The organism is Marinimicrobium sp. ARAG 43.8 (assembly GCF_050113635.1).
Lineage (GTDB): Bacteria > Pseudomonadota > Gammaproteobacteria > Pseudomonadales > Cellvibrionaceae > Marinimicrobium.
In genome coordinates, this window is sequence record NZ_JBNJLT010000002.1 from 449,952 (window position 1) to 475,075 (window position 25,124).

Genomic DNA, 25,124 nt, shown 5'->3' on the forward strand with positions numbered 1-25,124 from the left:
ATCCCCGCCCCTCGGATCCCGACAGCCAAATCCAGTCGCTGCCGGGGCGAACTAATTGAGCAAAGGTAACAGCATGCCTTCAGTAAAGATCAAAGACAACGAGCCGTTTGACGTCGCCCTGCGTCGTTTCAAGCGCTCCTGTGAGAAAGCCGGCATCCTGGCCGAAGTGCGCAGCCGCGAGGCCTACGAGAAGCCGACCTCCGTACGCAAGCGTAAAGCCGCAGCAGCCGTTAAGCGGCACGCCAAGAAAGTTCAGCGCGAAAACCGTAAGTTCCAGCGCCTGTATTAAGGCTGGACATCCGGCGCCTATTCCGGCCCGGTCGCGCTCGAACAGCGAGCACCTACAACATACAGGAAGACGGTGATGCCAGCCTCAGAGCTTAAAACGCGCATCAACGACGCCTTGAAAACCGCCATGCGGGCCAAAGAAAAGGACCGCGTGGCGGTTTTGCGTCTGGTGACGGCAGAATGCAAACGCATCGAAGTGGACGAGCGCATCGAGCTGGATGACGCTCGCGTACTGGCCGTGCTCGACAAGATGGTCAAGCAGCGGCGCGACTCCGAAACGCAGTATCGCGACGCCGACCGGCCGGATCTGGCCGATCAGGAACGCTTCGAAATCGAGGTCATCCAGACCTTTTTGCCCCGCCCGTTGACCGACGAAGAGCTGGACGAACGGGTCGCTGACGCGATTCGCCAGACTGGCGCGGAGAGCATGAAAGACATGGGTAAGGTCATGGGGGTTTTGAAGCCCCAGGTACAGGGCCGCGCCGACATGGCGGATGTGAGCAAGCGACTGAAAGCGCGGTTGGGGTAAACCTCTCCGGCGGTTCGGCCTGGCCCTCACCGCCCACCCGCCGCTCCCCACCTCCAAAACCCGCTTCCACACCCACTTTCCCGCTACAATAAAGGCATTATGGCCGGACTCATTCCACAAAGCTTTATCGACGAACTGCTCGACCGGGTCGACCTGGTCGAGATTGTGGATCACCGTGTCAAACTCAGGAAAAGCGGCAAAAACTACAGCGCCTGCTGCCCATTTCACGACGAAAAAACACCGTCGTTTACCGTCAGCCCGGACAAGCAGTTCTACTATTGTTTCGGCTGCGGCGCCAGCGGCAACGCCGTAGGCTTTCTCATGGACTACGAACGGCTCGGTTTTCCCGAGGCCGTTGAGCAACTGGCTCACCACTGCGGGCTGGACGTCCCCCGGGAAGAGCAGACCCAGGCCCAAAGAGAGCGTGCCGAAGCACGCAAAAGCATTTACAGCCTGCTGGAGCAGGCCGACCGATTCTATCGACTGCAACTGCGCCAACACCCGGAACGCATGGAAGCCGTAAATTACCTCAAAAGACGGGGTTTGGACGGACACATCGCGCGAGACTACGGCATCGGCTTCGCCCCTCCGGGCTGGGACAACCTGCTGAAGTCCCTTGGCACCGGTGAAGAGGAGCGCCACCTGCTGATCGAGGGCGGCATGCTGATCGACCAGCCTGAGCAGAAAAAACGGTACGACCGTTTTCGCCACCGCATCATGTTCCCGATCCGGGACCTCAGAGGCCGGGTCATCGGCTTCGGCGGGCGCGTTCTGGGAGACGACAAGCCCAAGTACCTGAACTCCCCGGAAACCCCGGTGTTTCACAAAGGGCGGGAGCTGTACGGCCTGCATGAGGCGCGCAAAGCGCACCGTGAACTGCCGCGACTGCTTGTCGTGGAAGGTTACATGGACGTGGTGGCCCTGGCCCAGTTCGGCATTCGCTACGGCGTGGCTACGCTGGGCACCGCCTGCGGCGAAGACCATCTGCGGCTGGCCTTCAAGCACACTCGCGAAGTGGTGTTCTGCTTCGACGGCGACCAGGCGGGCCGCACCGCCGCCGAGCGCGCGCTCGCCGCAGCGCTGCCCGTCATGGAAGATGGCCGACAGGTGAAATTCCTGTTTTTGCCCGACGGGGAAGACCCGGACACCCTGGTTCGCCAGGCTGGACCGGAGAAATTCATCAACATGGTGAACATGGCAGTCCCACTGGAGGACTACCTGTTCGACGCCCTGAGCCGGGACCTGAACCCCTCCACGCTGGAGGGCCGGGCCCTGCTCAGCAAACGCGCCGCTCCCTTGCTGGATCAATTACCGCGCGGCGTTTTCCGGGAGTTAATGTTCGACCGGCTCGCCCAGCGCACCGGCCTGAACCGCAACACCCTGATGGAACTGGTGACCGAACCTCTGGTCTTTCAGCAGGAACAGGCCAACGCCCGACGGGAGCAGGCAACCACCGCGGCCCGATCGCACCCCCCTCAGGACCGGTACGACGAACCGCCGCCGGGGTTTATGGAAGCGCCGCCAGAGTATCTCGACGAACCGGATGGACCGCCGCCCTACCCGACCGACGGCCCAGATCGCGAAGGATCACCACAACGCGCCGCACCGAGCCGCTACCGGATGCCGCCGGCCCGCAAAGCCATCGGGCTGCTGCTGGCCAACCCCGCCCTGGCCGCCGAAGAGGCCCCGGAAGCCTGGCTGGCAATGGACGAACCAGCATTGGCGACACTGGGTCAATTACTTAAGTTATTGCGCGAGCGGCCGCACTATGGGATGGCCAACATTATTGGCTATTGGCGCGCCGAGCACGGCCCGGCCGACGCCGAGCAGCTGGCCGCCATTGCCGGGCAGGACCTGTTGGTGGCCGCAGGCGCACTGGGCGCCGAACGGGCGGTCAAACCCGCCCGGGCCGACTACGACACCCGTGCGGCTTTCGACGACTGTCTGGCGGGTATCCGACGCCAGCTGGCCGAACGCCAGAAGTCAGCCGCCCTCGACAATATTCGGCAAAAAAGCGCCGATTTTGCCGGAATGAGCCGCGAAGAGCGCGAGACCTTGCTCAAAGCGGCTCTGGCACACAAAACCCCGCGTTAAAGCGGCTTACGGCATTGATTTTCTAGAATCAAGCCCAACATATGCGCTATAATCCCGCGCTTTTCTATTTCCACCTCAGGATCTTACAGGGTTCCGAATGGCAGACAACGCTCAACAGCAGCAACAATCTCGCATTAAAGAGCTGATCGCCCGCGGCAAAGAGCAGGGCTTTCTCACTTATGCCGAGGTGAACGACCACCTTCCAGAGGATATCTCCGATCCGGATCAGGTGGAAGACATCATCCAGATGATCAATGACATGGGCATCCGTGTCTATGAGATCGCCCCGGATGCCGATACCCTGCTGATGACCGACGGCGACGCCTCCGCTGACGAAATCGCGGCGGCGGAAGCAGCGGCTGCACTCGCGGCCGTCGAAACCGAGGCCGGCCGCACCACGGACCCGGTCCGCATGTACATGCGTGAAATGGGCACCGTAGAGCTGCTGACCCGGGAAGGCGAAATCGCCATTGCCAAACGCATTGAAGAGGGTGTGCGAGAGCTGATGTACGCCCTCTCCTACTGGCCCGGCTCCGCCCAGCACGTGATCGACGAGTTCAAGCTGGTAGAAGCCGAGGAACGCCGCCTGCCCGACGTCGTGATCGGCTGGCTCGACCCGTCCGATGACATCCCGACCGCCGGTGCGAACAATGCCGCGTCCAATAACAACGCGGCGGCGGCCAGCAGCAACAAAAAAGACGACAACGACGATGACGACAACGATCAGTCTGATGAGGAAGAAAGCACCTCAGGCGTCGATCCCGAAGAGGCTCGTGCCCGTGTCGAAGCACTGGAAAAACAGCTGAACAAAGCCACCAAAGCCGTTACCAAGCACGGTCGCGACAGCGCACAGGCCCAGAAAGAACTGGCAGCGGTCGGCGAACTGTTCAAGTTCTTCAAGCTGCCACCGCGCCAGTTCGACCCCATTTACAGCCAGGCTCGTCAGGTACTGGACCGTGTGCGTCGTGAAGAGCGTGCGATCATGAGGTTATGTGTGCGCGAAGCTCGCATGCCTCGCAAAACCTTCATGAAAGAGTTTCCGAGCAACGAAACCAACGACGACTGGATTCCCGGCGTTATCAAGAAAAAGCGCGACTATTCCGAAGCGCTTAAAAACGTCGAAGGTGACGTCGCTCGCGCCCAGCGCAAGCTGGCTCAGCTTGAAGAGGAAAGCGGCCTGACCCTGGCGCAGATCAAAGAGATCAACCGCCGGATGTCCATCGGCGAAGCCCGTGCGCGCCGTGCCAAGAAAGAAATGGTAGAGGCCAACCTGCGTCTGGTGATCTCCATCGCCAAGAAATACACCAACCGTGGCCTGCAATTCCTGGACCTGATTCAGGAAGGCAACATTGGCTTGATGAAAGCCGTGGACAAGTTTGAGTACCGTCGCGGTTACAAGTTCTCGACCTACGCCACCTGGTGGATTCGACAGGCCATCACCCGTTCTATCGCCGACCAGGCCCGTACCATCCGGATTCCGGTACACATGATTGAGACGATCAACAAGCTCAACCGTGTGTCCCGGCAGATGCTTCAGGAGATGGGCCGCGAACCCACGCCGGAAGAGCTGGGTGAGCGTATGGAAATGCCGGAGGACAAGGTTCGCAAGGTGCTGAAGATCGCCAAGGAGCCGATCTCGATGGAGACGCCCATCGGTGATGATGAAGACTCGCACCTGGGTGACTTTATCGAGGACAACACGATTGTATCTCCGGTGGATTCAGCCACAACCGAGGGCTTAACGGAAGCTACCCGCGAAGTGCTGGCGGGGCTTACGGCCCGAGAAGCGAAGGTGTTGCGGATGCGGTTTGGCATCGATATGAACACGGATCATACGCTGGAAGAGGTGGGTAAGCAGTTTGATGTGACGCGTGAGCGGATTCGTCAGATTGAGGCCAAGGCGTTGCGCAAGCTTCGTCATCCCTCGCGCTCCGACCATTTGCGTAGTTTCCTAGACGAATAACCCGCAGGTCTTTGTGAAGTCCCGCCCAGGGAGTGGGAGGGTTGTTCCGAAAACGCGATAAATACGGTCCTACGCGCTCCCTGCGCTTACGGACACTTCCCACATCCCTGTGGGGCGTCCACGCAGCTCCCTCTCTTCTTCCCTGAAGAGAGGGTTTCGGAAAGGGAGATACCCTCCCCTGGCTCCGTGCCAACTCCAAGATCTGTTGCTACTTACCGATTCCGCTCCACCCGGCTGAGTACCGCCGTCAAACCTTTCCTTTATTTCCCTTCCGTTGGCATTTTGCGCAGTGCTGACATCAAAAAGCCTGACGATGTGTAGTAACATCCTGATCATGGGAAGAATCAGCCACAGAGGCGCGATTTAGGGGGCACTGCCCACAGACCGTGGAGCGGGGGACCCGCGATGCGAGCCTACACGGGCCGCTCCTTGGCATCCATGCCATCGCGGCATTAGTGATTCCCTTCACGTCACGTATTCACGGCGTGTCTGTGGGCAGTGCCCCCTAAATTGGGCCGGACGTCACGCCCTTAAACAGTATTGACTCCAGTAAGGAAATCTCTATGAACAGCAAGATGGAAACCCGCGCCTTCCTCTGGTTGCTACTGCTCGTTTCCATGGCCTTTCTCTGGGTGCTCAAACCCTTTTTCGGCCCCATCTTCTGGGCCTGCGCCGTCGCCATTATCTTCTACCCCCTGCACCAACGGCTGCTGAAGCGCTTTCACAACAGAGTCAATCTCGCCTCTTTGGCAACCTTGCTGATCTGCCTCGTTATCGTCATCCTGCCTGTCATTTTTATCGTCACGTCAGTGGTGGCCGAGGGCGTCAGTCTTTATGAAAAAATGGATGGGGGGGACATCAAACCCGATCAGTTCATTGAGAAAATCCATTCCAACTTTCCCATTATCCAGAATACTCTGGACCGCTTTGGCATCAGTCTCGAAGCACTGAAAAGCCACGCCACCGATGCCGCCATGGCCAGCGGCAAGTTTCTGGCACAACACACTTTCGATATCGGCCAGAACGCGTTTCGTTTTGTACTGAACGTCTGCCTGATGGTGTACCTCACCTTCTTTATGCTGCGCGACGGCCAGCGCCTGCTGGAGTTGCTCATTCAGGCACTGCCAATCGGTGACGAGCGCGAACGCCTGCTGTTTCGCAAGTTTGCGGAAGTGACGCGGGCCACGGTCAAAGGCAACATCGTGGTGGCTGCCGTTCAGGGGACGCTGGGCGGTATTATTTTTTGGCTTTTGGGTATTCCGGCCGCGCTGCTCTGGGGCGTGATCATGGCGTTCGCCTCGCTGATTCCCGCCGTGGGCGCGGCGATTATCTGGGCGCCCGCCGCACTTTACCTGATCGCCACGGGTGATGTGGTACAAGGCGTGACCCTGATCGCCTTTGGTGCCGGCGTCATTGGCCTGGTGGATAACCTGTTGCGCCCCGTGCTGGTCGGGAGGGACACCAAACTGCCGGACTATATCGTGCTGCTCTCCACGCTCGGCGGTATTGCGCTGTTCGGTATCAATGGCTTTGTCATCGGGCCGCTGATCGCCGCGCTGTTTGTCGTTTTTTGGGGTATTTTTGTGCGCGAGTTCAACCCATCCGGTCACAGCGATTCTTCGGAGCTTGCTTCCTCGGACAGTGGCGCTCCCTGAGCGCCGCGTGACGATAGACGCTGTGCTAAACTCCCCCTCTTTTTATCATGCCCGCCAGGAGCACTGGATAAGCTATGTGGTTTAAAAACCTGCGACTGTTCCAACTGACCGAAGACTTTTCCCTCACCGCCGAACAACTATCACAACAACTGAGCCAGGCGCCGTTCCAACCCTGCGGGAGCCAGGATCTTATCCGCTACGGCTGGGTACCTCCCGCTGGCGACAACGCCGAGGATTTTGTGCACGCCACGCAAGATTATCTGATGGTGTGCGCCAAGCGGCAGGAAAAAATACTGCCCTCGTCGGTCGTCAATGAACACCTCGAAGAAAAGGTCTCCCAGATCAAGGCGGACGAAGGTCGCCCCGTGGGCCGGAAAGAAAAGCAATCGCTGAAAGATGAAATCATTTTTGATCTGTTGCCCCAGGCTTTCAAGAAGTCCTCGCGCGACTATGCTTACATTGCCAAACGCGAGCGCCTGATTGTGGTCAACAGCGCCTCCGCCAAGCGCGCCGAAGAGTTGCTGAGTCAGCTGCGCGAAGCCCTGGGCACGCTCAAGGCGGTACCTCTGACGCCACAACACGCGCCCGCACAAATGATGACCCACTGGCTGCGCGGTGAGCCCTTGCCGGCCGACTTCGAGCTGGGCGAGGAATGTGAATTTCAGGCGGGCAAGGACAGCCGCGTGGTGCGTTGCAAGAATGTGGATCTCACCGCCCCAGAGGTGGCCAGCCATCTGGAAGCCGGCATGTTTGCCAGTAAACTGGCCCTGACCTGGAAAGAAGCCATCCATTTTGTGCTGGATGACCAGTTCGCTGTTAAGCGCCTGAAGTTCGAAGACAAACTGTTGGAGCAGGCGGGAGACCGCAACCCCGACACGGCGGCGGAAGCCTTTGATGCCGATTTCGCCGTGATGAGCATCGAAATTACGGCACTGGTGAAAGCCCTGCTAGACGCCTTCGGCGGAGCGGTGGAAACCGACAGTTAGAGGACGGGGGGTTAAGCCTATCCGGCCTGGGATCAGGCCGGATGATTTCAAAGGATTCAACGGGCCGACGATGCCAGCAATTGATCCACAACGCCCACTTCTTCACCATGAGCCTGTTTGTCGGCGTGATAGCTTGAACGCACCAGCGGGCCACAGGCCGCGTGCTTGAAGCCCAGTTCGTGAGCCAGCCGCGTGTACTCGGCAAATTCGTCCGGGTGTACAAAGCGGTCCACCGGTAAATGATCGCGTGACGGCTGCAAATACTGGCCGATAGTGATCATATCGATATTGTGGGCGCGCATATCCCGCATCACGTCGAGAATTTCTTCTTTGCTCTCGCCCAACCCCACCATCAGACCGGATTTGGTCAGCACATCGGGGCGGCGCTTTTTGTATTCTTTCAGCAGTTTGAGCGACCACTGGTAATTGGCGCCAGGACGGGCCTGACGATACAGACGGGGAACGGTTTCCAGATTGTGGTTGAACACATCCGGGGCCTCGCCTTCGAGAATGTCCAGCGCCACATCCATCCGACCGCGGAAGTCCGGGGTCAGAATTTCCACCTGCAAATTGGGGCTGTGAATGCGGGATTCACGAATGCAGTCCGCAAAATGCTGGGCACCACCATCGCGCAGATCATCGCGGTCTACCGAGGTGATAACCACGTACTTCAACTGCATTTCCGCAATGGCTTTCGCCAGGTGCTCGGGCTCGCTTTCGTCCAGCGGGTTAGGCTTGCCGTGGCCCACGTCGCAAAAGGGGCAGCGACGGGTACAGATTTCGCCCATGATCATAAAGGTGGCGGTACCGCCGCTGAAGCATTCGCCCAGATTGGGGCAATTGGCTTCCTCGCACACTGACGCCAGGTTGTTCTTGCGCAGAATCTGTTTGATCCGATCCACTTCCGGAGAGGCAGGCACCCGTACACGAATCCAGTCGGGCTTGCGCTGCACCTCATCGGAAGCGATCACTTTAACCGGAATCCGCTCGACCTTATCGGCATCGCGCAGTTTTTCACCCTGGCGAAGGCGGCGGGTACGCTTGACGGGTTGTATTTCAGGGGTTTCGGACATTCGATTCTCTCAAGTAATTTCTCAAGCCATCCTCTCAAGAAAGACAGCTTGCAACTACAGATGGCTGGGCGTGGCTACTCGCACGCTGGCGACGGCATTGTACACGAATAGCCCAATTTCTGTACAAAGTGCCGGGTCAGGTCGGCTTTGATCTGAGACAGCGGCGGCGCAGGGCTCATGCGATCAATCAACTGCGTCATATTCAATCCCTGGTAACCACAGGGGTTGATTCGCCCAAAGGGTTCCATATCCATGGCCACATTGAGGGCCAGACCGTGGAAGCTGCACCCGCGGCGTACTCTCAGGCCGAGCGAGGCGATTTTGTCACCCTCCACATACACGCCGGGCGCATCCGCACGGGCATAGGCTTCAACGCCGTATTCGTCCAGCAACGCCACCAGTGTCTGCTCCAGCGCGGTCACCAGATCCCGAACGCCTATCCCCAGACGCCGCAGGTCCAGCAGCGGATAGGCGACCAGCTGGCCGGGGCCGTGATAGGTGACCTGACCGCCGCGATCAGTCTGCACCACCGGTATATCCCCCGGCAATAACAGGTGCTCGGGTTTGCCCGCCTGCCCCTGCGTGAACACCGGGGGGTGCTCTACCAGCCATAACTGGTCCGGGGTATGGGCGTCACGGCTATCGGTGAGGGTGCGCATCTCAGCCCACACCGGCTCGTAGGGCCGGATGCCCAGGTCGGTCACGGCCAGGGGTTCCGCGCCGGAGTGAGCGGGTCGGGCGGCAGCGGTCAATTTACAACACCATCTTGGTCACGGAGCTGGCAATCAGCTCCTGATGGATGGATTTAAGCTGTGGCTCTCCCGTGGCGGTAATCCATACGGTCAGAGACTGGTAGGTGCCGTTGCGGCTGGCTTTGACCCGAATCCGGCTCTGATCAAAACCGGGGGCGTGACGCTCCATCACCTCAACCACCAGTTGCGGCAGTTCGTCCCCGGCATCCCCCAGCACTTTGATGGGATAGTTCTCGCAGGGGAATTCAATTTTAGGGGCGTCGGGCTGGTGATCAGACATAATACGGGAACCTTGGCCGGTGTCGCTCGAGTGGGTGGCAAGGCGGGTATTATAACAGGCCCGGCGCTTCCCTGCCCCGGTGACCCGTGCGTTGCGGTTACTTGAAAAGCTGGATGAAAAACAGCTTGATGGCATCGATCAGGCGGGCAAAGAACCCGGCCGGCTCCACGGGTTCCAGCGCCACCAGCGGCGCATCCACCAGGCGCTCGCCGTCCAGGTCTATGGTCAGGCGGCCCAGTTCCTCTCCAGCCTCAATCGGCGCGCGGATGACTTCGTCAATATGCATTTGCGCATCCAGTTGGCTCTCGGCACCGCGTGGAATTGTCAATTGAATGTCTTCCTTCACGCCGAGTACCACTTCTTCCTGTTTACCGGACCAGACGCGTGAGCGCTGCAACTCATCGCCCGCACTGTAAATAGAGCGAGTCTGATAGTAGCGGAAACCGTAGGCGAGTAGCTTTTCCGTTTCCGACGCACGGGCGTTCTCACTGCTGGTGCCCATCACCACCGCGATCAGACGCATTCCGTCGCGCTTGGCGGAGGCCACCAGACAAAAACCCGCTTCTTCGGTATGGCCGGTTTTCAGTCCGTCCACGGAGTCATCGCGGAACAGCAGGCGATTACGGTTGGCCTGATTAATGCCGTTGTAGGAGAAATGCTTTTCCCTGTAGATATCGTAGTGTTCGGGGTGATCGTTGATCACCGCTTTCGCCAGAGCCGCCAAGTCGCGGGCGGTGGTGTGGTGTCCCTCAGCGGGCCACCCTGTAGAGTTCTTGTATTGCGTGTGCGTCATCCCCAGCTTGGCGGCGGTTTGGTTCATGATGTCCACGAACCCTTCCTCGCTGCCGGCCACGTGTTCCGCCAGGGCAATACTGGCATCGTTGCCCGACTGAATGATTACGCCGCGCATCAGATCCATCAGGTCAACCTGAGTACCCTCTTGCACAAACATTTTCGAGCCGCCCTTGCGCCATGCCTTGACACTGATATTCACCTTGTCATGCTCGCCAATACGGCCTTGTTCCATCTCTTCAGACACAATGTACGTGGTCATCAACTTGGTCAGGCTGGCAGGCGGTAAAACCATATCCGCTTCCTGTTCCACCAACACCCTCCCGGTGTCCGCATCGACCAGCAGGTACGCCGTGGCGGCCAGACGCGGCGGCGACGGAATAATGACCTGCTGCGCCTGCACAACGGCGGTCAATAACATCAGAATGATGGCCGGGAAGAGTTTTTGTATCATGACGAAACCACTGTTTTAAACGTTAAAGGTTGGTAATGTGTCGGGAAAGTGCGGAAATTCTAGCACTATTCCTTCACGATATGGGTTTGCTCAATGGCGTTTCTGCGCAGTTGCTCACGCACTTCGGCAACCTCTGTTGTATTGGTCAGTGGCCCGATGCGCACCCGGTGCAGTTCGGGCAATTCTTCCGGACTGTGGATCACTACCGGGTATCCCACCATGCCGCTGACGCGTTCGCGTTGTTGCTCAGCGGCCCCCAGCGTACTGAACGCGCCGACTTGCAGGTAGGTTTGCTCTCCACTGGGGATCGCCACGGCATCGGACGCCTCTTCGGCCCGCAAGGGCGCGGGCGGCTGATCGCCGGGCACGATAATTTCCACTTCCACTCGTGCGGTGCCATGATTCGCGAAGCCGAGCCGTTGCGCAGCGGCGTAACTCAAGTCAATGATACGTCCTCCGTGAAAGGGCCCGCGATCATTGACCCGCACTACCACTTGCCGCCGATTATCCAGATTGGTAACCCGAACATAGCTCGGAATCGGCAGCGTTTTATGCGCGGCCGTCATGGCGTACATGTCGTAGACCTCACCGTTCGAGGTGCGGCGACCATGAAATTTCTTGCCGTACCATGACGCGATACCCTGCTCGCGATAGCCGGTTTCATCGTCCATCAAATGGTAAGTCTGCCCGAGCACCGTGTACGGATTTTTATTGCCCGCCGCCGTGCGCACTTCATGGCGAGGCACTGCATCGGGTACGTGGGATGTATCCACCGGACGGTCCGGGCCTCGGTCTTTCTCTTCAAACGGACCTTGCGTGCTGCAAGCGCCCAACCCCATCAACACAACGATCAGCGCTCCAAGGAACGCGCGATTACCCGCTTTCACAACTGTTTCTCCATTGCGGTTTTTATTTCCCGACTCAAATGATCGACAGCCAGGGCATACAAGTGACTGCGGTTGTACCGGGTAATGACATAAAAATTATGGAAGACCAGCCAGAATTCTTCCCCGTGATCGCCCTCCAGCCACAACGCATTGGCCGGCATATCAGCGGGCAACTCGAAAATGGGGCTCAGGCCGCGCTCGTTCCAGTCGCCCACACTGTGCTGGGGCGGGTCAATGCGGTTCCAGTCTTTTTCGTCGCCGCGTTCCACTTCGCCGGAGGCCCGGGCGCGCACCGCTACCAACCCATCCCGCTGCCAGCCGTGCTCGGCAAAATAATTGGCTACACTGCCAATGGCGTCGGTTGGATTGTTCCAGATATCGGCAAAGCCATCGCCGTCAAAATCAATCGCGTAATGCCGGTAGCTCGATGGCATAAACTGGCCATACCCCATGGCTCCGGCATAGGACCCTTTAAAGGCCAAAGGGTTCTGCTCGTGTTCGCGCATCAGGATAAAGTACTGTTTCAGCTCCTTGCGGAAAAACGGCGCGCGCGGCGGGTAATCGAACGCCAGTGTACTCAGAGCATCAATGACGCGATGCGATCCGGTGATACGGCCATAATGCGTTTCCACGCCGATAATGGCCAGAATAACCTCGGCGGGTACACCCAGCTCCTGCTCCGCCCGCTGGAACGCGTCGCGGTTTTCCTGCCAGAACTCGACGCCCCGCTCCACCCGCAATGGCTGTACAAAAATAGGACGATACTCGGCCCAGGTACGGGTGCGCTCAGCGGGTCGGGCGATGGCCTCCAGAATCGAGTCCTGCCGCTGCGCCTCGCCCAGCCAGGCGGTTAACGGCTCGCGCTCGAAGCCTTCGTCTTCCACCATTTCATCAATAAAGGCTCTCGCCTCGGGATGCTCCCGATAATCCGCGCGCGCGGCGGCAGCTATCAGGCACAGCGCCCACACAGTCAGCTCAATCACTCGTCTTGGCATTACTTACTCCTGGCGGATCACACGACGGCGTTCAGTGGCTATGGCCATCAATATGCCGAAGCCGGCCATCAACGTGACCATGGCCGTCCCCCCCTGACTGACCAGTGGCAGAGGCACCCCCACCACGGGCAGCATACCGGAGACCATACCTGCATTCACGAACACATAGACAAAAAACGTAAAGGTAATACTGGCCGCCAGCAGCCGGCTGAAACTCCCCTGGGCGTGAACGGCGATCAGCATTCCACGCGCGATAATCAGGCAATACAGCGTCATCAACAGCAGTATGCCCAACAGGCCAAACTCTTCACCCAGCACGGCGATGATAAAGTCGGTGTGCCCCTCCGGCAGGAAATCAAGCTGGGACTGCGTGCCTTGCAGCCAGCCCTTGCCGGAATAACCGCCGGAGCCAATCGCGGTTTTCGACTGAATAATGTTCCACCCGGCCCCGAGGCTGTCTTTTTCCGGATCGAGCAACGTAAGCACTCGCTGACGCTGATACTCATGCATGCCAAAGTGCCACATCGGCCAGATACCGGCCAAAACCGCCCCGAGCGCGATCAGGATATAGCGCCAGCCCAGACCGGAAAAAAACAGCACCACCATCCCCGACGACGCCACCAGCAAGGAGGTGCCGAGATCCGGCTGCTGCGCGATCAGCAGCACTGGTACAGCCATCAGTACCAGCGACACGACGACATAGCGAAAGCGCGGGGGCAGCATACGCTGGCCCAGATACGCGGACACCATCATCGGTGTCGCGAGTTTCATGATTTCCGAGGGCTGAAACCGCATGCCACCCACGCCGAGCCACCGCTGAGCGCCCATGGCATGCACCCCCATCAGCATGACCAATGTGAGCATGATGACCCCCGCGAGATACATCCAAGGTGCCACACGTCGCATAAAATGCGGGGGTATCTGAGCGATGACCACCGCCCCGCCCAGGGCAACCAGAAAGTACAGCCCCTGGCGCCGCACGCCGTCGATGGACTGCCCATTGGCGCTATACAGCACAATCAAGCCATAGGCGGCGACACACAGCAGGAGTATCAGTAACGTAAAGTCCAGATGCAGGCGCTGCTGAAGACGATCACGGCGCCGCAAACCGTCTCGACCTTCTCCTCCGGGCAGGCGGCGCAGAAAATCCTGATGCTTCACGATTCACCTCCCGGCGACTCGCTATCCGTTGACTCCAGTTCAGGCAGATGCATGTAGGCATCGAACACCTGGCGGGCGACGGGGGCCGCCACGCCTGAACCTGACTCACCGTTCTCTACGATCACCGCCACCGCAATCCGAGGTGCTTCCGCTGGCGCAAATCCGATAAAGAGCGCATGGTCACGCTGGCGTTCAAGCAGGCTCTCGGAGTCATATTCCTGCCCCTGGGGAATCGCCACCACCTGGGCGGTGCCTGTTTTGCCCGCGATATGATAATCCGCGCCGTAGGCTGCGCGCCTCGCCGTACCGCGAGCACCGTGCATCACGCCCATCATGGCGCCCAGCACATAGTCCCAGTGCTCATCCTCCACGTTGATGAAATCTTCCTCCACCGGCATCATCACTTTGTCACCCACCTGGCCGACCACCTGAGGACGAAGACGGTGCCCACGATTGGCCAGCGTGGCGGTCATTTCCGCCAGTTGCATGGGCGTGGTCAGTGCGTAACCCTGGCCAATCGCCAGGTTGAGATTATCGCCGGGAAACCAGGGCAAACCACGGTTCGCGCGTTTCCATTCCCGGGAGGGCCAGTTTCCGCCGCGTTCCGAGGGAATATCCACGCCCGTGCGCGCCCCCAGCCCAAAGTGGCGGCCAAATTCGTGCATGCGATCAATGCCCATGCGGTGCCCAAGGTCATAGAAATAGACATCGCAGGACTGCTCGACAGCGTCCTGTAAATCAATATTCGGACCGTGGCCGCTGCGCTTCCAGTCCCGGTACAGGCGATCGTCGCCCGGCAACCGATAGTAACCAGGGTCGTTGATCGTGTGTTCGCGGTCCACCACTTCATAGTAGAGGCCCGCCAGCCCGACCATGGGCTTCACCGTGGAACCCGGTGGATACTGCCCCTGCAGAAAACGATTAAACAGCGGCAGGTCCAGCGACTGGTTCAACTGCCGGTAGTCCCGGAAACTAATACCCGTTACAAACAGGTTCGGATCAAAGCTCGGCAGGGACACGGCCGCCAATACGCCGCCAGTGCGCACGTCCAGAGCGACCACCGCACCGCGCTGCCCATCCAGCGCCCCAGTGGCTACGGCCTGAAGGCGGCTGTCCATATTCAGATGCAGATCCTTCCCCGGCCTGGGGTCGGTGCGGTCAAGCACTCTCAGCACCCGACCGCGTGCGTTGGTTTCCACGTTCTGGCTGCCCGCTTCGCCCAGTAACAACCGCTCGTACTGCCGCTCCAGCCCGGTTTTACCGATGGAGTGCGTACCGCTGTAGCTTTGCAGGTCTTCCTCATCAAACTGGGCCAGATCCGCCTGGCTGATTCGTCCGACGTACCCCAGCACATGTGCATAAAGCTCGCCGAGCGGATAGTGGCGCACCAGCTGCGCGTTGACCTCCACACCTTCCAGCCGGTATTCGTTCACTGCCAGACGGGCAATTTCATCCTCTGTCAGCCGGTAGCGCAGCGGAATCGCTTCAAAGGGTCGCCGCCACTGCTGCAGCTGGTCGTAGAATTTGTCGAGGTCGTTCTGGGGAATGGCTACCAGAGAGCGCAACAAACTGATCGTGGAGGCCATATCGTCCACCCGCTCGCGCACAATGGACAGGGTGTAGCTGGGGCGATTGTCCGCCAGCAGCTCGCCATTGCGGTCGTAAATCAGCCCGCGCGTGGGAGGCACGGGCTGCACATGGACGCGATTGCGATCCGAGCGGGTGGCGTAATCTTCGTAACGGGTAATCTGAAGGTGGTAATAACGGGCCACCAGCAGCGCCATCAGGCCGACCATACACAGCGCCACAATCGCCACGCGGCTAAGGAATATCCGCGCTTCCCGGTGATGATCTTTAAAACGCTGGGCTTCTGACATGGACGCGCAACAACCGGTCGCTGACTTATTTATGATAAGGGTGATTATGGAGGATTGAGTAAGCCCGGTATAGCTGCTCAATCACCAGAATACGCACCAACGGATGCGGCAGAGTCAGGGGCGACAGTGACCACTTGCTCTCGGCCAAGGCCACACAGGACGGCGCCAAACCATCCGGCCCACCGATCAGCAGGCTGTAGTTGCTGCCGCTCATTCGCCACTGATCGAGTTGGGAGGCCAGCTGTTCGGTACTCCAGGGCTTACCGTTGACCTCCAGGGCAATCACCCGGTCCCCCTTGCCGATGGCGCTCTGCATCGCCTCGCCCTCGCGCTCCATGGCGACGCGGGTGGAACTGCCCTTGCCACGCGGCCCCATGGGCAGTTCCACCAGCTCCACCGAGCCGTCGCGCGGCAACCGCTTGGCGTATTCCTGGTAGCCCTCTTCCACCCAGCCGGGCATTCGAGTGCCCACGGCAATCAGACGGATGCGCATATCGGCCCCCGCTTAGTGTTCAGAACGGCTGCCGGGTTCCATCGACCAGAGTTTTTCCAGATCGTAAAAGCTGCGGGTCTGCTCCAGCATCACATGGACAACGATATCGCCAAAGTCCACCAGCGCCCATTCCCCGCTCTCCAGCCCTTCCACGCCGAGGGGTTGGTGGCCCGAATGCTTGGCGTCCTCCACCACATTATTGGCCAGCGATTTGACGTGCCGGTTGGAGGTACCACTGGCAATAATCAGGGTATCCATCACATCACTCAGCTCGCGCACGTCGAGTGTGACAATGTCTTTGCCCTTGAGGTCGTCCAGGGCTTCGAGAATCAATTCGTTTAACGCTGCGGACATTCGCCACCTGTCATTAATAGTGAAAATTCAATGGTTAAAAAATAAGGGTCAATACGGGTTCAGGCTCGCTCGGGGCCAGCTTCATATAAACGGTGTTGGCGGATATAGTGCCAGACCGGCTCCGGCAACAAAAACTGGGGAGACCGGCCCTCCCGGATCAAGCTGCGGATTTCCGTCGCGGAAATGGGCAGCAAGCGCAACGACTGCACGGCGACCGCGCCCGCTGGCGTGTCCAACAAGTCATCCGGCGCTACCCGGTGGCGATCCAGCCACTCGGCCAGTTCGCCTTTCGCGGGCAATGACCAACCGGGCCGATCAATCACCAGCAAATGGGCATAGTCGAGTAATGCCTGCCAGCGGTGCCACTGCGTCAAACCGAGAAACGCATCGCCGCCCAGAATCCATACCAGCCGAGCGTCGTCGCCTTCGCTCTGCCTCAGACTTTGCAACGTATCCACGGTGTAGGACGGACCGTCGCGACGCAGTTCACGATCATCCAGAGCCAGCGTCGGGCAATCCGCCAGAGCCCGGCGCAGCATTTCCGTGCGCTGGGCGCTGTCCACGTTGGGAGCGGCGCGGTGCGGCGGCTGATGGCAAGGCAGAAGACGCACTTCGTCCAGTGCCAGCGCCTCGCGGGCCTCCAGCGCCATGCGCAGATGCCCCAGATGAACCGGATCAAACGTGCCGCCCAGAAGCCCGATGCGCCGAGCCATCAGGTGCGAATGTGGCCGTCGCCGAACACAATCCACTTCTGGGACGTTAAGCCCTCCAGGCCGACCGGGCCGCGCGCGTGCAGCTTGTCGGTGGAGATGCCGATTTCAGCGCCCAGGCCATACTCAAAACCGTCCGCAAACCGCGTGGACGCGTTCACCATCACCGAGCTGGAATCCACTTCGGCCAGGAAACGGCGGGCACGGGTGTAGTTTTCGGTCACAATGGACTCGGTGTGCTGTGAGCTGTAGCGATCAATATGATCCATCGCCTCATCCACATCATTCACCACGCGAATGGCCAGCACCGGGGCCAGGTATTCAGTCGCCCAATCCTCTTCGGTGGCGGGCCGGGCTGAAATCAGTTCGCAGGTGCGTTCACAGCCGCGCAGCTCCACGCCCTTTTCTGCCAGCGCCTCGGCAATCCGGGGCAGCAGGCTGGCTGCCCTATCGCTGTGTACCAGTAAGGTTTCCATCGCATTACAAACGCCGTAACGATGCGTCTTGGCGTTGAGCGCAATCGCAAACGCCTTCTCGGCATCGGCATCGGCATCGATATACACATGACAGATGCCATCCAAATGCTTGATCACCGGGACGCGGGCATCGTTACTGATGCGTTCAATCAGGCTCTTGCCACCGCGGGGAACAATCACGTCCACATACTCGGGCATCGCAATCAACTGGCCTACGGCCGCCCGGTCAGTGGTTTCCACCACCTGCACCGCCGACTCCGGCAGCCCGGCAGCCTTCAGCCCCTGGCGTACGCACTCGGCAATGGCGCGATTGGAGTGAATCGCCTCGCTGCCACCGCGCAGAATAGCCGCATTGCCCGACTTCAGGCACAAGCTCGCCGCATCGATGGTCACGTTGGGACGGGACTCATAGATAATGCCGATCACGCCGAGCGGCACCCGCATCTTCCCGACCTGAATACCGCTGGGCCGATAGCTCATGTCCGTGATTTCGCCACAGGGGTCCGGCAGCGCAGCCACCTGGCGCAGCCCTTCAATCATGCCGTCGATGGTGGCCGGTTTCAGCGCCAGACGATCCAACAAGGCCGCATCCAGCCCCTTGGCTTCCCCGGCTTCCAGATCCTTGGCGTTCTCCCGGGCCAGCACCGGGCGAGCCGCCTCCAACGCTTCAGCCATGGCCAGCAGCGCCCGGTTTTTTGTGCCGGTATCAGCGGCGACCAGGCGACGGGCAGCGGCCCGGGCGTTGCGGCCCAGATCCAGCATGTAATCGACAACGTCCTGCGAATCACTCATAGGTCAGGAAACACTCCCCCTTCACGGTTTGGCAATCGGGATAAAACCCGGCATTATACCTTGTTTACGCCCGCAAAACTTTCACAAGACCGTCACAGGGCCATATCACATAGCCATAAACGCCACGTAGACGACGTAACCGCCCAGTAACGCGGCCGCCTCAAACCGGTTCAAACGTCGCCCGGTCAGCAGGAACAACACCAGCGCCAGGGCCGCCGCCAGCATGACCCATTGATCCACCGCCAGCAACCGCCCGGCCAGCGGCAAAGGCTGCACCATGGATGAGACGCCAAGAATGGCCAGAATGTTAAAGATATTACTGCCCAGAATGTTGCCCACTGCCACGTCGGCCTCACGGCGCAGCACCGCGATCAGCGACACCGCCAGTTCCGGCAGCGACGTACCCACCGCCACCAGCGTCAAACCGATCAGCGCCTGAGGAATTCCCAGCCATTCCCCAACCGCCACCGCGCCCCACAGAAACAAGCGAGCGCCCACTAACAGCAGCGCCAGCCCGCCCAGAGTGAATAGCCAGGATAGCCATAGCGCCTGGGGGCGAGGCCTGACCGAATCCGCCTCCGCCTGGTGCAGCGCGACTTCAGGCCCTTCGGGATGCACCCGTTCCGTGCGGTAACTCCATACCAGATAAGCGGCCAGCGCCACCAGAAACATCAGGCCATCCGGGCGCCCCAGCGAACCGTCGCGCACCAGCAATAAAAAGAACAGCGTGGCGCCCACCATTGCCAGCCCGTCACGACGCAACGCATTGGCCTGCACCGTTAACGGCAGAATCAGCCCGCAAATGCCCAGGATCAACAAAATGTTGGCGATATTACTGCCGATCACATTACCGAGCGCGATGTCGGGGCTCTGCCCCAACGCCGCCTGCAAGGACACCACCAGCTCGGGCGACGACGTGCCAAACCCGACAATCACCAGCCCCGCCAGCAGCGGTGACACCCCCCAACGCGCCGCCAGGGCCACCGCGCCCCGCACCAGTCCGTCACCCCCGAGGGTGAGTAAAGCCAACCCCACAAGCAGCGCTACCACTTCCATCAACAGTGCTCCCACTCAAGAACCCCGGAAAGAAGGATTAATAACCGTTCGGATTGCCGGACTGCCAGCGCCAGGCATCCTCCATCATGCGCTCCAGCCCGAACTCCGCCGACCAGCCCAACTCGCGCCGCGCCAGATCGGCGTTGGCATAACAACTGGCGATATCCCCTGGGCGGCGCGGTGCAATGCGGTACGGCACCTTGCGCCCGCTGGCGCGCTCGAACGCCGCCACCATTTGCAGCACCGAATACCCGCGCCCGGTGCCCAGGTTATAGGCACGGCAACCGGCGCCTGCGGTCGACAGCCCTTTCAGGGCGGCCACGTGCCCGCGCGCCAGGTCGACCACATGAATGTAGTCCCGCACCCCCGTGCCATCCACGGTGTCGTAATCATCGCCGAAGACGCTCAATTCGGGCAGCTTGCCGATGGCCACTTGGGCCACATAAGGCAACAGGTTGTTCGGGATACCGGCCGGGTCTTCCCCTATCCGGCCGCTGTCGTGCGCGCCCACCGGATTAAAGTAGCGCAACAGCGTGATGTTCCAAGGCACCACCTGATCCGCTGCCGGCGCGGCGGCCATATCCTGCAAAATGTCTTCGACCATCAGCTTGCTGCGGCCATACGGATTCGTGGCCGAGGTCGGGAAACGCTCATCAATGGGCACGGACGCCGGGTCGCCATAAACGGTGGCCGAGGAACTGAAAATCAGGCGGCTCTGCCCGTGCGCCGCCATCACTTCGCACAGCGTCAGCGTACCGCCGACATTCTCCCGGTAATAGGTCAGCGGGATGCGGGACGACTCCCCCACCGCCTTGAGTCCGGCAAAGTGCATGACCGCACTGAACGAGTGCCGGGCGAACACCTCCGTGAGCCCTTTTGGGTCATTCAGGTCCAGCTCATAAAACACCGGCGCTTCACCGCAGATTTCCCCGACGCGGCGCAAGGCCTCGGGCTTGCTGTTGCTGAAGTTATCCACTACCACTGGGCGGTAGCCAGCGTTGAACAATTCGACACACACATGACTGCCAATATAACCGGCACCACCGGTTACCAGCACGTCCGGGCGGGTCGTTGGGGCGGAAGAGGAAGATGACATACTGAGTCCTTTACCGTTGCGTAAACTGGAGTTGCCCGAGAGGCCCGCCGGGGGGCGCTGGAGCAACGACGGGATTATCGCACACTCTGCCGCAGCCACCGACAGAACCTTTAGGGTTGCCAGCGCACTCCTTATGTGGCAATTTACGACACAGGACGTCAGCGACCCGGTCGCGGCCTTGTCACGATGCGCGAATAGCTGCGAGGGATTGCGTGTTTTCCGCTCCCCGCCCCAAAAAGTTCCCGCAAAAACAAATGGTTACCGTTTTACGGTGGAATGATATCGCGCACCGAGAAGAATGATAACGCGCATGCGTGTTTTGGTCCGTTGATAAACGCGCGGAAATTAAAAAATATCCTGAAAATCAATCTTTTATGGTGTTTTCAGAGAAGAAATATAGGTTTGATATCGCGCATGCGCGATATACCAATGTTAAATTTCAAGGACAGCTATGGAAGCCATACTCGGACTAATCGGTGTAGCACTTGGATGGGGGCTCGGTGAGCTTAGCGGTGCCTTTAATCGGTCTCGCGAGGAGCGGAGAATGATTGGTCGCGTGCTCTCCACGCTAATGTCTCTCAAAGGTGAGATGGCAACTTCCCAAGCTGCAATTGAAGGAGTAAAGGATCTAGGTCTATCAATCGGCGAGTTTGAGTCCCTGAGACAGCGATACGCAAAGCGATACCTAGATGACACGCCCGGTTTAAGCGAAGAGAGAGCGAAAGCTATCGAAGATTTATCCGGTCTGATGCCGATTGAGGCCCAAGAGCTGAGGTGGGTTTTGCGCTCCTACACATTTCTTCCAAATGTGAGTCTCCACGGGTACGCAAAGCTCGACACCACTGCCTACATAAAAGCACTTTCTGCAATAGAAGCGTCTATACTTGTTGGCAGAAGGCGACTTGACCAAATTATCGCAAGTTTAGCTTGGAAATATGGCCTCGTAACTTGGCTTCGCTTAAAGGTGAGGCAGCGCAGGATAAATAAACTATCACCCAAGTTGGGTGAGAAAAATAAAGTGGCCCTAGAGCTAAAAGAGCTGCTGCAACAAATGAGAACTGAAAGCTCAAGCGACACTCAACAAGAAACAGACCGCTCTAGTGATGCTGGATAGAAACAAATCTAACAAGCAAGTTATGTACGCGCGTTTCACGCGCCGGACGCCCTCCTGCGTCGGGCGCCGAATATTTGGACGTTAGCGACTCATTAGAAAGGCTCCGAACTATGAAAATAACCGAATCTGAACTAATAGAATTTGCTAACGACCCTAAAAACAATATAGATATGGGCCAGTGCGACACTAATGCGATAAAGGTATTTGTGAAGTTCGGGTGTGATATACATTCAGGCGAGGCAACTTATATGGAGTGTAGTGGAGAAAAACATGATTGCCTGCATATTTGGAATGTACTTAAATTTACCTCTGAGTCAGGCAAGGAGGAAACGCAGATTATTGATATTATTAATTACAAAAAAAATATGGGCGGTAAATATACGGCTCACCGTGATGGTTGCCTAGTCTCTAAAGAACACCTTGAAAGGACTCGTAAAATTAAAAGAGAACTACTAAATGCCTAACCAAGCAATCAAGTACGCTCCCTGCGGTCGCCGGACCTCGTTTCACTCGGCCGCTTATTGCGGGCGTTAAAGGGCCGAGCGCCTCAGACCGAATAAGGACGTATAAGATGAGATTACATGAACTTCACATCAATAATTTCCGAAAACTAAAAAATTGCAGCATCAAGTTTAGGGATACTACCTTTCTAATCGGGCCAAACAATTCTGGTAAATCTAGTGTTTTTGCTGCGTTAAGTCATCTGCATAAAAATACTAACTTGGATCGAGAGGATTACTCGAAAGAATACAACGAAGATGAAGATGGCTATACCTATGAAGATGAAGTTGAAATAGTCGCTGAGTACCACAATTTACCAGAAACAGCGCACGGTTGGCTGGGGTTCAAAGGAAGAGTGATTTCCTCGCATGAACCCCTTGAAGGGGAAACAGGAAATTCCATTATCTATAAAAAAGTTTGGTCCCTAAATCAAACCAAGCCAAAAATATTTATGAAGGAATACCCTCGCGAAAGGAGTGCCTTATATTCCGAGTGTAAGAAGGTATCTGACCTAGTTGGCGAGCATTACTCTGAAGTTTTCTTAAAAGAACACTTTGGCGAGGCCAACTTTGAAAAGAACCTTACTGTTGCGGCCAATAAATCTAAGCTTATGGATTTGCCTGAATGTTGGGATGTTAAGGCGGATGAAGAAGCTGCATGGGTGGAAAATCCGGGTGGAATTCCAGGTAATGTGCTTTCAAAGCTGTCCAGAATTGTTGTTATTCCCGCAGAATCGTGTATTTCCGAGTTAACGAGTCCAGGCGGTGCTTTGTATTCTTTGCTGGGAGACCTTTTTGATAAGGTAAGAGGCAACTCCGAAAACTACACACAGGCGCAGGTTTTTCTAAACAACCTTGCAGCAGAGTTAGACCCAAATGATGAAGAGACAGACTTCGGTAAGTTAATACGTGATCTAAATGGAATGGTTGACACTCTTTTTCCTGATTCGTCTGTTCATGTTAGCGCTACACTTGATGTTCCTGAGAAATCAATTAAACCTCAATTTAATGTGGAAATGGAAAGCAATGTAAAAACCGCAGTAAATTATCAAGGCCATGGAATGATAAGGGCAACAGCGTTTCAGTTATTGAGATTTATACAGGAATTTATAAATAAGAATACAGATATCCCTCGAGCCACAATATTTTGTTTTGAGGAGCCGGAAATATATTTACACCCTGCAGCAGCAAATCAAATGCGGGATTCACTATATGATCTAGCAGGACCAAATTGCCAAATTGTGGCCACAACTCATTCACCTTACATGGTCAATCTTGGGTCTGAAAAGAGTATGAGTCTTACTAAATTTAACTTTACAGAAAGTGATTTCTCGACTACAAGCTCATTTAATCTGGAAGAGGCATTTTTGTCTTTAGTCGAGAATGAGAAGCAAAACCTCAAGATGTTGTTGAAGGTAGATGATCATATATCACGAATGTTCTTTTCAAAAAAGTGCATTTTTGTTGAAGGTGATACCGAAGAAGTAGTAGTGCGTGAAACGATCAAAAGGCTCACCCCTGAAGACAAAGCAAAAGTTATAGGAAACTGCGAGTTCTTGAGGGCAAGAGGAAAAGCAGTGCTTATTTCAATAGCCAAATATCTGAACGCATTAGATGTAAACTACATATTCATGCATGATCGAGATTCTGGAACCCCAAAAGCGGAAGCAATGAATGACCCTATCCTAGCCGAGACCGGTCGCGAACGCAGAGTGATGATTGAAGAATGCATAGAAGACTTATTAGGGTACGATGCTCCAAGCAGTGAGAAACCATACAAGGCCTATGCTCACATTCAAGATAACTGGGGTGATGAATTTAATAATTTACCAGACAATTGGAAATCAACGTTTATTGCATTGTGTTCCCCGCACCTTGACCACCTTCAAGCAGCCGTTTAACAAGCGCATGTTAGCGGACTGGTTTTCCGCTGCGCTACAAACCAGCCGCAAATGCGGGCGTTGAGGCTGTAGAAAAAATCCAAAAATAAGGCCTTTTTTGATAAAATTGGGCATCGTTTAAAGGACGCGACGCCATGCCAAACTTCAAGAAGTACGACTACAGCCAAAGCGCCATGGTCGTCATCGATTTTGAGGAACAGTTGCAGCCGGGAACCTTCGAGTTCACGCTGCACAGGCTGATCGATGACCACATTGACCTGTCGGAATTTCACGAAGAGTACAAGAACGACGCTGGCGGCCGTTCAGCCTACGACCCGGCTATCCTCCTAAAGATCATTCTTTACGCCTATGCTAAAGGCATTACTTCCAGTCGTGAAATCCAGTGGCAGTGCGAACACAACATTATTTTCAAGGCTCTGTCCTGTGCTCGGTCCCCCATTTCACCAGCATAGCCAGCTTCGTCAGTAGCTATCCTGACGCCATCGAATCGGTATTTGAGCAAGTGCTTCTGGTCTGCGACCAGCAGGGATTGCTTGGTAATGAGTTGTTTGCCATTGATGGCTGCAAGATGTCCTCCAGTGCCGCCAAAGAGCATTCCGGTACACTGGACGAGTTGACCCAAAAACGCGACAAGATCAAGCGGAAGATTCGAACCTGTCTCAAGGAACACAGGAAACTCGATGCCCGCAAACCCAACGAGCGGGATCGCAAGCGTCAGTTGCAGAAGTCCTCGGATACCCTGAGTAAAGCATTTGATCGGATCGACCAGTTCCTAAAGACAGCAACCCCACGGATGGGGCAAGGTAAGCGACCCAAAGAGGTTAAAAGCAACATCACCGACAACGA

At 57.3% G+C, this 25,124-nt stretch carries 23 protein-coding genes and 1 pseudogene; 10 read left to right on the top strand and 14 right to left on the bottom strand.

Going from position 1 to position 25,124, the window contains the following annotated elements; translation table 11 throughout:
* Positions 1–73: 73 nt before the first annotated feature.
* From rpsU to rdgC, 6 genes are all read left to right on the top strand, one after another.
* Positions 74–289 (top strand): 30S ribosomal protein S21, encoded by a 216-nt coding sequence (gene rpsU / locus ACQCLF_RS07220; protein WP_426985721.1) that lies wholly within the window; start codon positions 74–76, stop codon positions 287–289.
* Positions 290–364: 75 nt separating this feature from the next.
* Positions 365–817, top strand: coding sequence for a GatB/YqeY domain-containing protein (locus ACQCLF_RS07225; protein ID WP_426985723.1), 453 nt, complete (start codon positions 365–367; stop codon positions 815–817).
* A gap of 99 nt (positions 818–916) precedes the next feature.
* Positions 917–2,911, top strand: coding sequence for a DNA primase (gene dnaG, locus ACQCLF_RS07230; protein WP_426985725.1), 1,995 nt, complete (start codon positions 917–919; stop codon positions 2,909–2,911).
* A gap of 97 nt (positions 2,912–3,008) precedes the next feature.
* Positions 3,009–4,874 carry an RNA polymerase sigma factor RpoD gene (rpoD, locus tag ACQCLF_RS07235; protein ID WP_426985727.1) on the top strand — a complete coding sequence of 622 codons (1,866 nt, stop codon included), beginning with the start codon at positions 3,009–3,011 and terminating at the stop codon, positions 4,872–4,874.
* A gap of 563 nt (positions 4,875–5,437) precedes the next feature.
* The gene (locus ACQCLF_RS07240) at positions 5,438–6,529 is read left to right on the top strand and encodes an AI-2E family transporter (RefSeq protein ID WP_426985729.1); all 1,092 of its coding nucleotides are present in this window, start codon (positions 5,438–5,440) and stop codon (positions 6,527–6,529) included.
* 74 nt (positions 6,530–6,603) lie between these two features.
* The gene (gene rdgC, locus ACQCLF_RS07245; RefSeq protein WP_426985731.1) at positions 6,604–7,515 is read left to right on the top strand and encodes a recombination-associated protein RdgC; all 912 of its coding nucleotides are present in this window, start codon (positions 6,604–6,606) and stop codon (positions 7,513–7,515) included.
* Positions 7,516–7,571: 56 nt separating this feature from the next.
* Here rdgC and lipA read toward each other — a convergent pair whose 3' ends face one another.
* The 14 genes from lipA to galE form a co-directional block, all read right to left on the bottom strand.
* Complete coding sequence (gene lipA, locus ACQCLF_RS07250) at positions 7,572–8,588, bottom strand: lipoyl synthase (protein WP_426985733.1); 1,017 nt, start codon at positions 8,586–8,588, stop codon at positions 7,572–7,574.
* A gap of 74 nt (positions 8,589–8,662) precedes the next feature.
* Positions 8,663–9,340: a lipoyl(octanoyl) transferase LipB gene (gene lipB / locus ACQCLF_RS07255; protein WP_426985735.1), complete on the bottom strand. Its 678-nt coding sequence runs from the start codon at positions 9,338–9,340 to the stop codon at positions 8,663–8,665.
* Position 9,341: 1 nt separating this feature from the next.
* Positions 9,342–9,620 carry a YbeD family protein gene (locus tag ACQCLF_RS07260; RefSeq protein WP_426985737.1) on the bottom strand — a complete coding sequence of 93 codons (279 nt, stop codon included), beginning with the start codon at positions 9,618–9,620 and terminating at the stop codon, positions 9,342–9,344.
* 97 nt (positions 9,621–9,717) lie between these two features.
* Positions 9,718–10,866 (bottom strand): D-alanyl-D-alanine carboxypeptidase family protein, encoded by a 1,149-nt coding sequence (locus ACQCLF_RS07265; RefSeq protein ID WP_426985739.1) that lies wholly within the window; start codon positions 10,864–10,866, stop codon positions 9,718–9,720.
* Between the two features lie 65 nt (positions 10,867–10,931).
* Positions 10,932–11,705, bottom strand: coding sequence for a septal ring lytic transglycosylase RlpA family protein (locus tag ACQCLF_RS07270; protein WP_426985783.1), 774 nt, complete (start codon positions 11,703–11,705; stop codon positions 10,932–10,934).
* Positions 11,706–11,749: 44 nt separating this feature from the next.
* A complete protein-coding gene (mltB, locus tag ACQCLF_RS07275) occupies positions 11,750–12,748 on the bottom strand; it encodes a lytic murein transglycosylase B (protein ID WP_426985741.1) in 999 nt (332 codons plus the stop codon).
* 3 nt (positions 12,749–12,751) lie between these two features.
* A complete protein-coding gene (gene rodA / locus ACQCLF_RS07280; protein WP_426985743.1) occupies positions 12,752–13,909 on the bottom strand; it encodes a rod shape-determining protein RodA in 1,158 nt (385 codons plus the stop codon).
* Entirely contained in the window at positions 13,906–15,786 is a 1,881-nt protein-coding gene (mrdA, locus tag ACQCLF_RS07285; protein ID WP_426985745.1) for a penicillin-binding protein 2, read from the bottom strand. Before mrdA ends, rodA begins: the two co-directional genes overlap by 4 nt.
* Before the next feature lie 25 nt (positions 15,787–15,811).
* Positions 15,812–16,279, bottom strand: coding sequence for a 23S rRNA (pseudouridine(1915)-N(3))-methyltransferase RlmH (gene rlmH / locus ACQCLF_RS07290; protein WP_426985747.1), 468 nt, complete (start codon positions 16,277–16,279; stop codon positions 15,812–15,814).
* A gap of 12 nt (positions 16,280–16,291) precedes the next feature.
* Positions 16,292–16,633 (bottom strand): ribosome silencing factor, encoded by a 342-nt coding sequence (gene rsfS / locus ACQCLF_RS07295; protein WP_426985749.1) that lies wholly within the window; start codon positions 16,631–16,633, stop codon positions 16,292–16,294.
* Between the two features lie 59 nt (positions 16,634–16,692).
* Positions 16,693–17,346 carry a nicotinate-nucleotide adenylyltransferase gene (gene nadD, locus ACQCLF_RS07300; RefSeq protein WP_426985751.1) on the bottom strand — a complete coding sequence of 218 codons (654 nt, stop codon included), beginning with the start codon at positions 17,344–17,346 and terminating at the stop codon, positions 16,693–16,695.
* Positions 17,346–18,611: a glutamate-5-semialdehyde dehydrogenase gene (locus ACQCLF_RS07305; RefSeq protein WP_426985753.1), complete on the bottom strand. Its 1,266-nt coding sequence runs from the start codon at positions 18,609–18,611 to the stop codon at positions 17,346–17,348. Before ACQCLF_RS07305 ends, nadD begins: the two co-directional genes overlap by 1 nt.
* Before the next feature lie 105 nt (positions 18,612–18,716).
* Complete coding sequence (locus ACQCLF_RS07310) at positions 18,717–19,682, bottom strand: calcium/sodium antiporter (protein WP_426985755.1); 966 nt, start codon at positions 19,680–19,682, stop codon at positions 18,717–18,719.
* Between the two features lie 22 nt (positions 19,683–19,704).
* Entirely contained in the window at positions 19,705–20,763 is a 1,059-nt protein-coding gene (gene galE, locus ACQCLF_RS07315; protein WP_426985757.1) for a UDP-glucose 4-epimerase GalE, read from the bottom strand.
* A 451-nt stretch (positions 20,764–21,214) separates the two neighbouring features.
* Between galE and ACQCLF_RS07320 the strand changes: the two genes are divergently transcribed.
* The 4 genes and pseudogenes from ACQCLF_RS07320 to ACQCLF_RS07335 form a co-directional block, all read left to right on the top strand.
* Positions 21,215–21,877: a hypothetical protein gene (locus ACQCLF_RS07320; protein WP_426985759.1), complete on the top strand. Its 663-nt coding sequence runs from the start codon at positions 21,215–21,217 to the stop codon at positions 21,875–21,877.
* A gap of 110 nt (positions 21,878–21,987) precedes the next feature.
* A complete protein-coding gene (locus ACQCLF_RS07325) occupies positions 21,988–22,341 on the top strand; it encodes a hypothetical protein (RefSeq protein ID WP_426985761.1) in 354 nt (117 codons plus the stop codon).
* A gap of 107 nt (positions 22,342–22,448) precedes the next feature.
* A complete protein-coding gene (locus ACQCLF_RS07330) occupies positions 22,449–24,278 on the top strand; it encodes an ATP-dependent nuclease (protein WP_426985763.1) in 1,830 nt (609 codons plus the stop codon).
* A gap of 134 nt (positions 24,279–24,412) precedes the next feature.
* Positions 24,413–25,124: pseudogene (locus tag ACQCLF_RS07335) on the top strand (transposase); the annotation flags it as partial.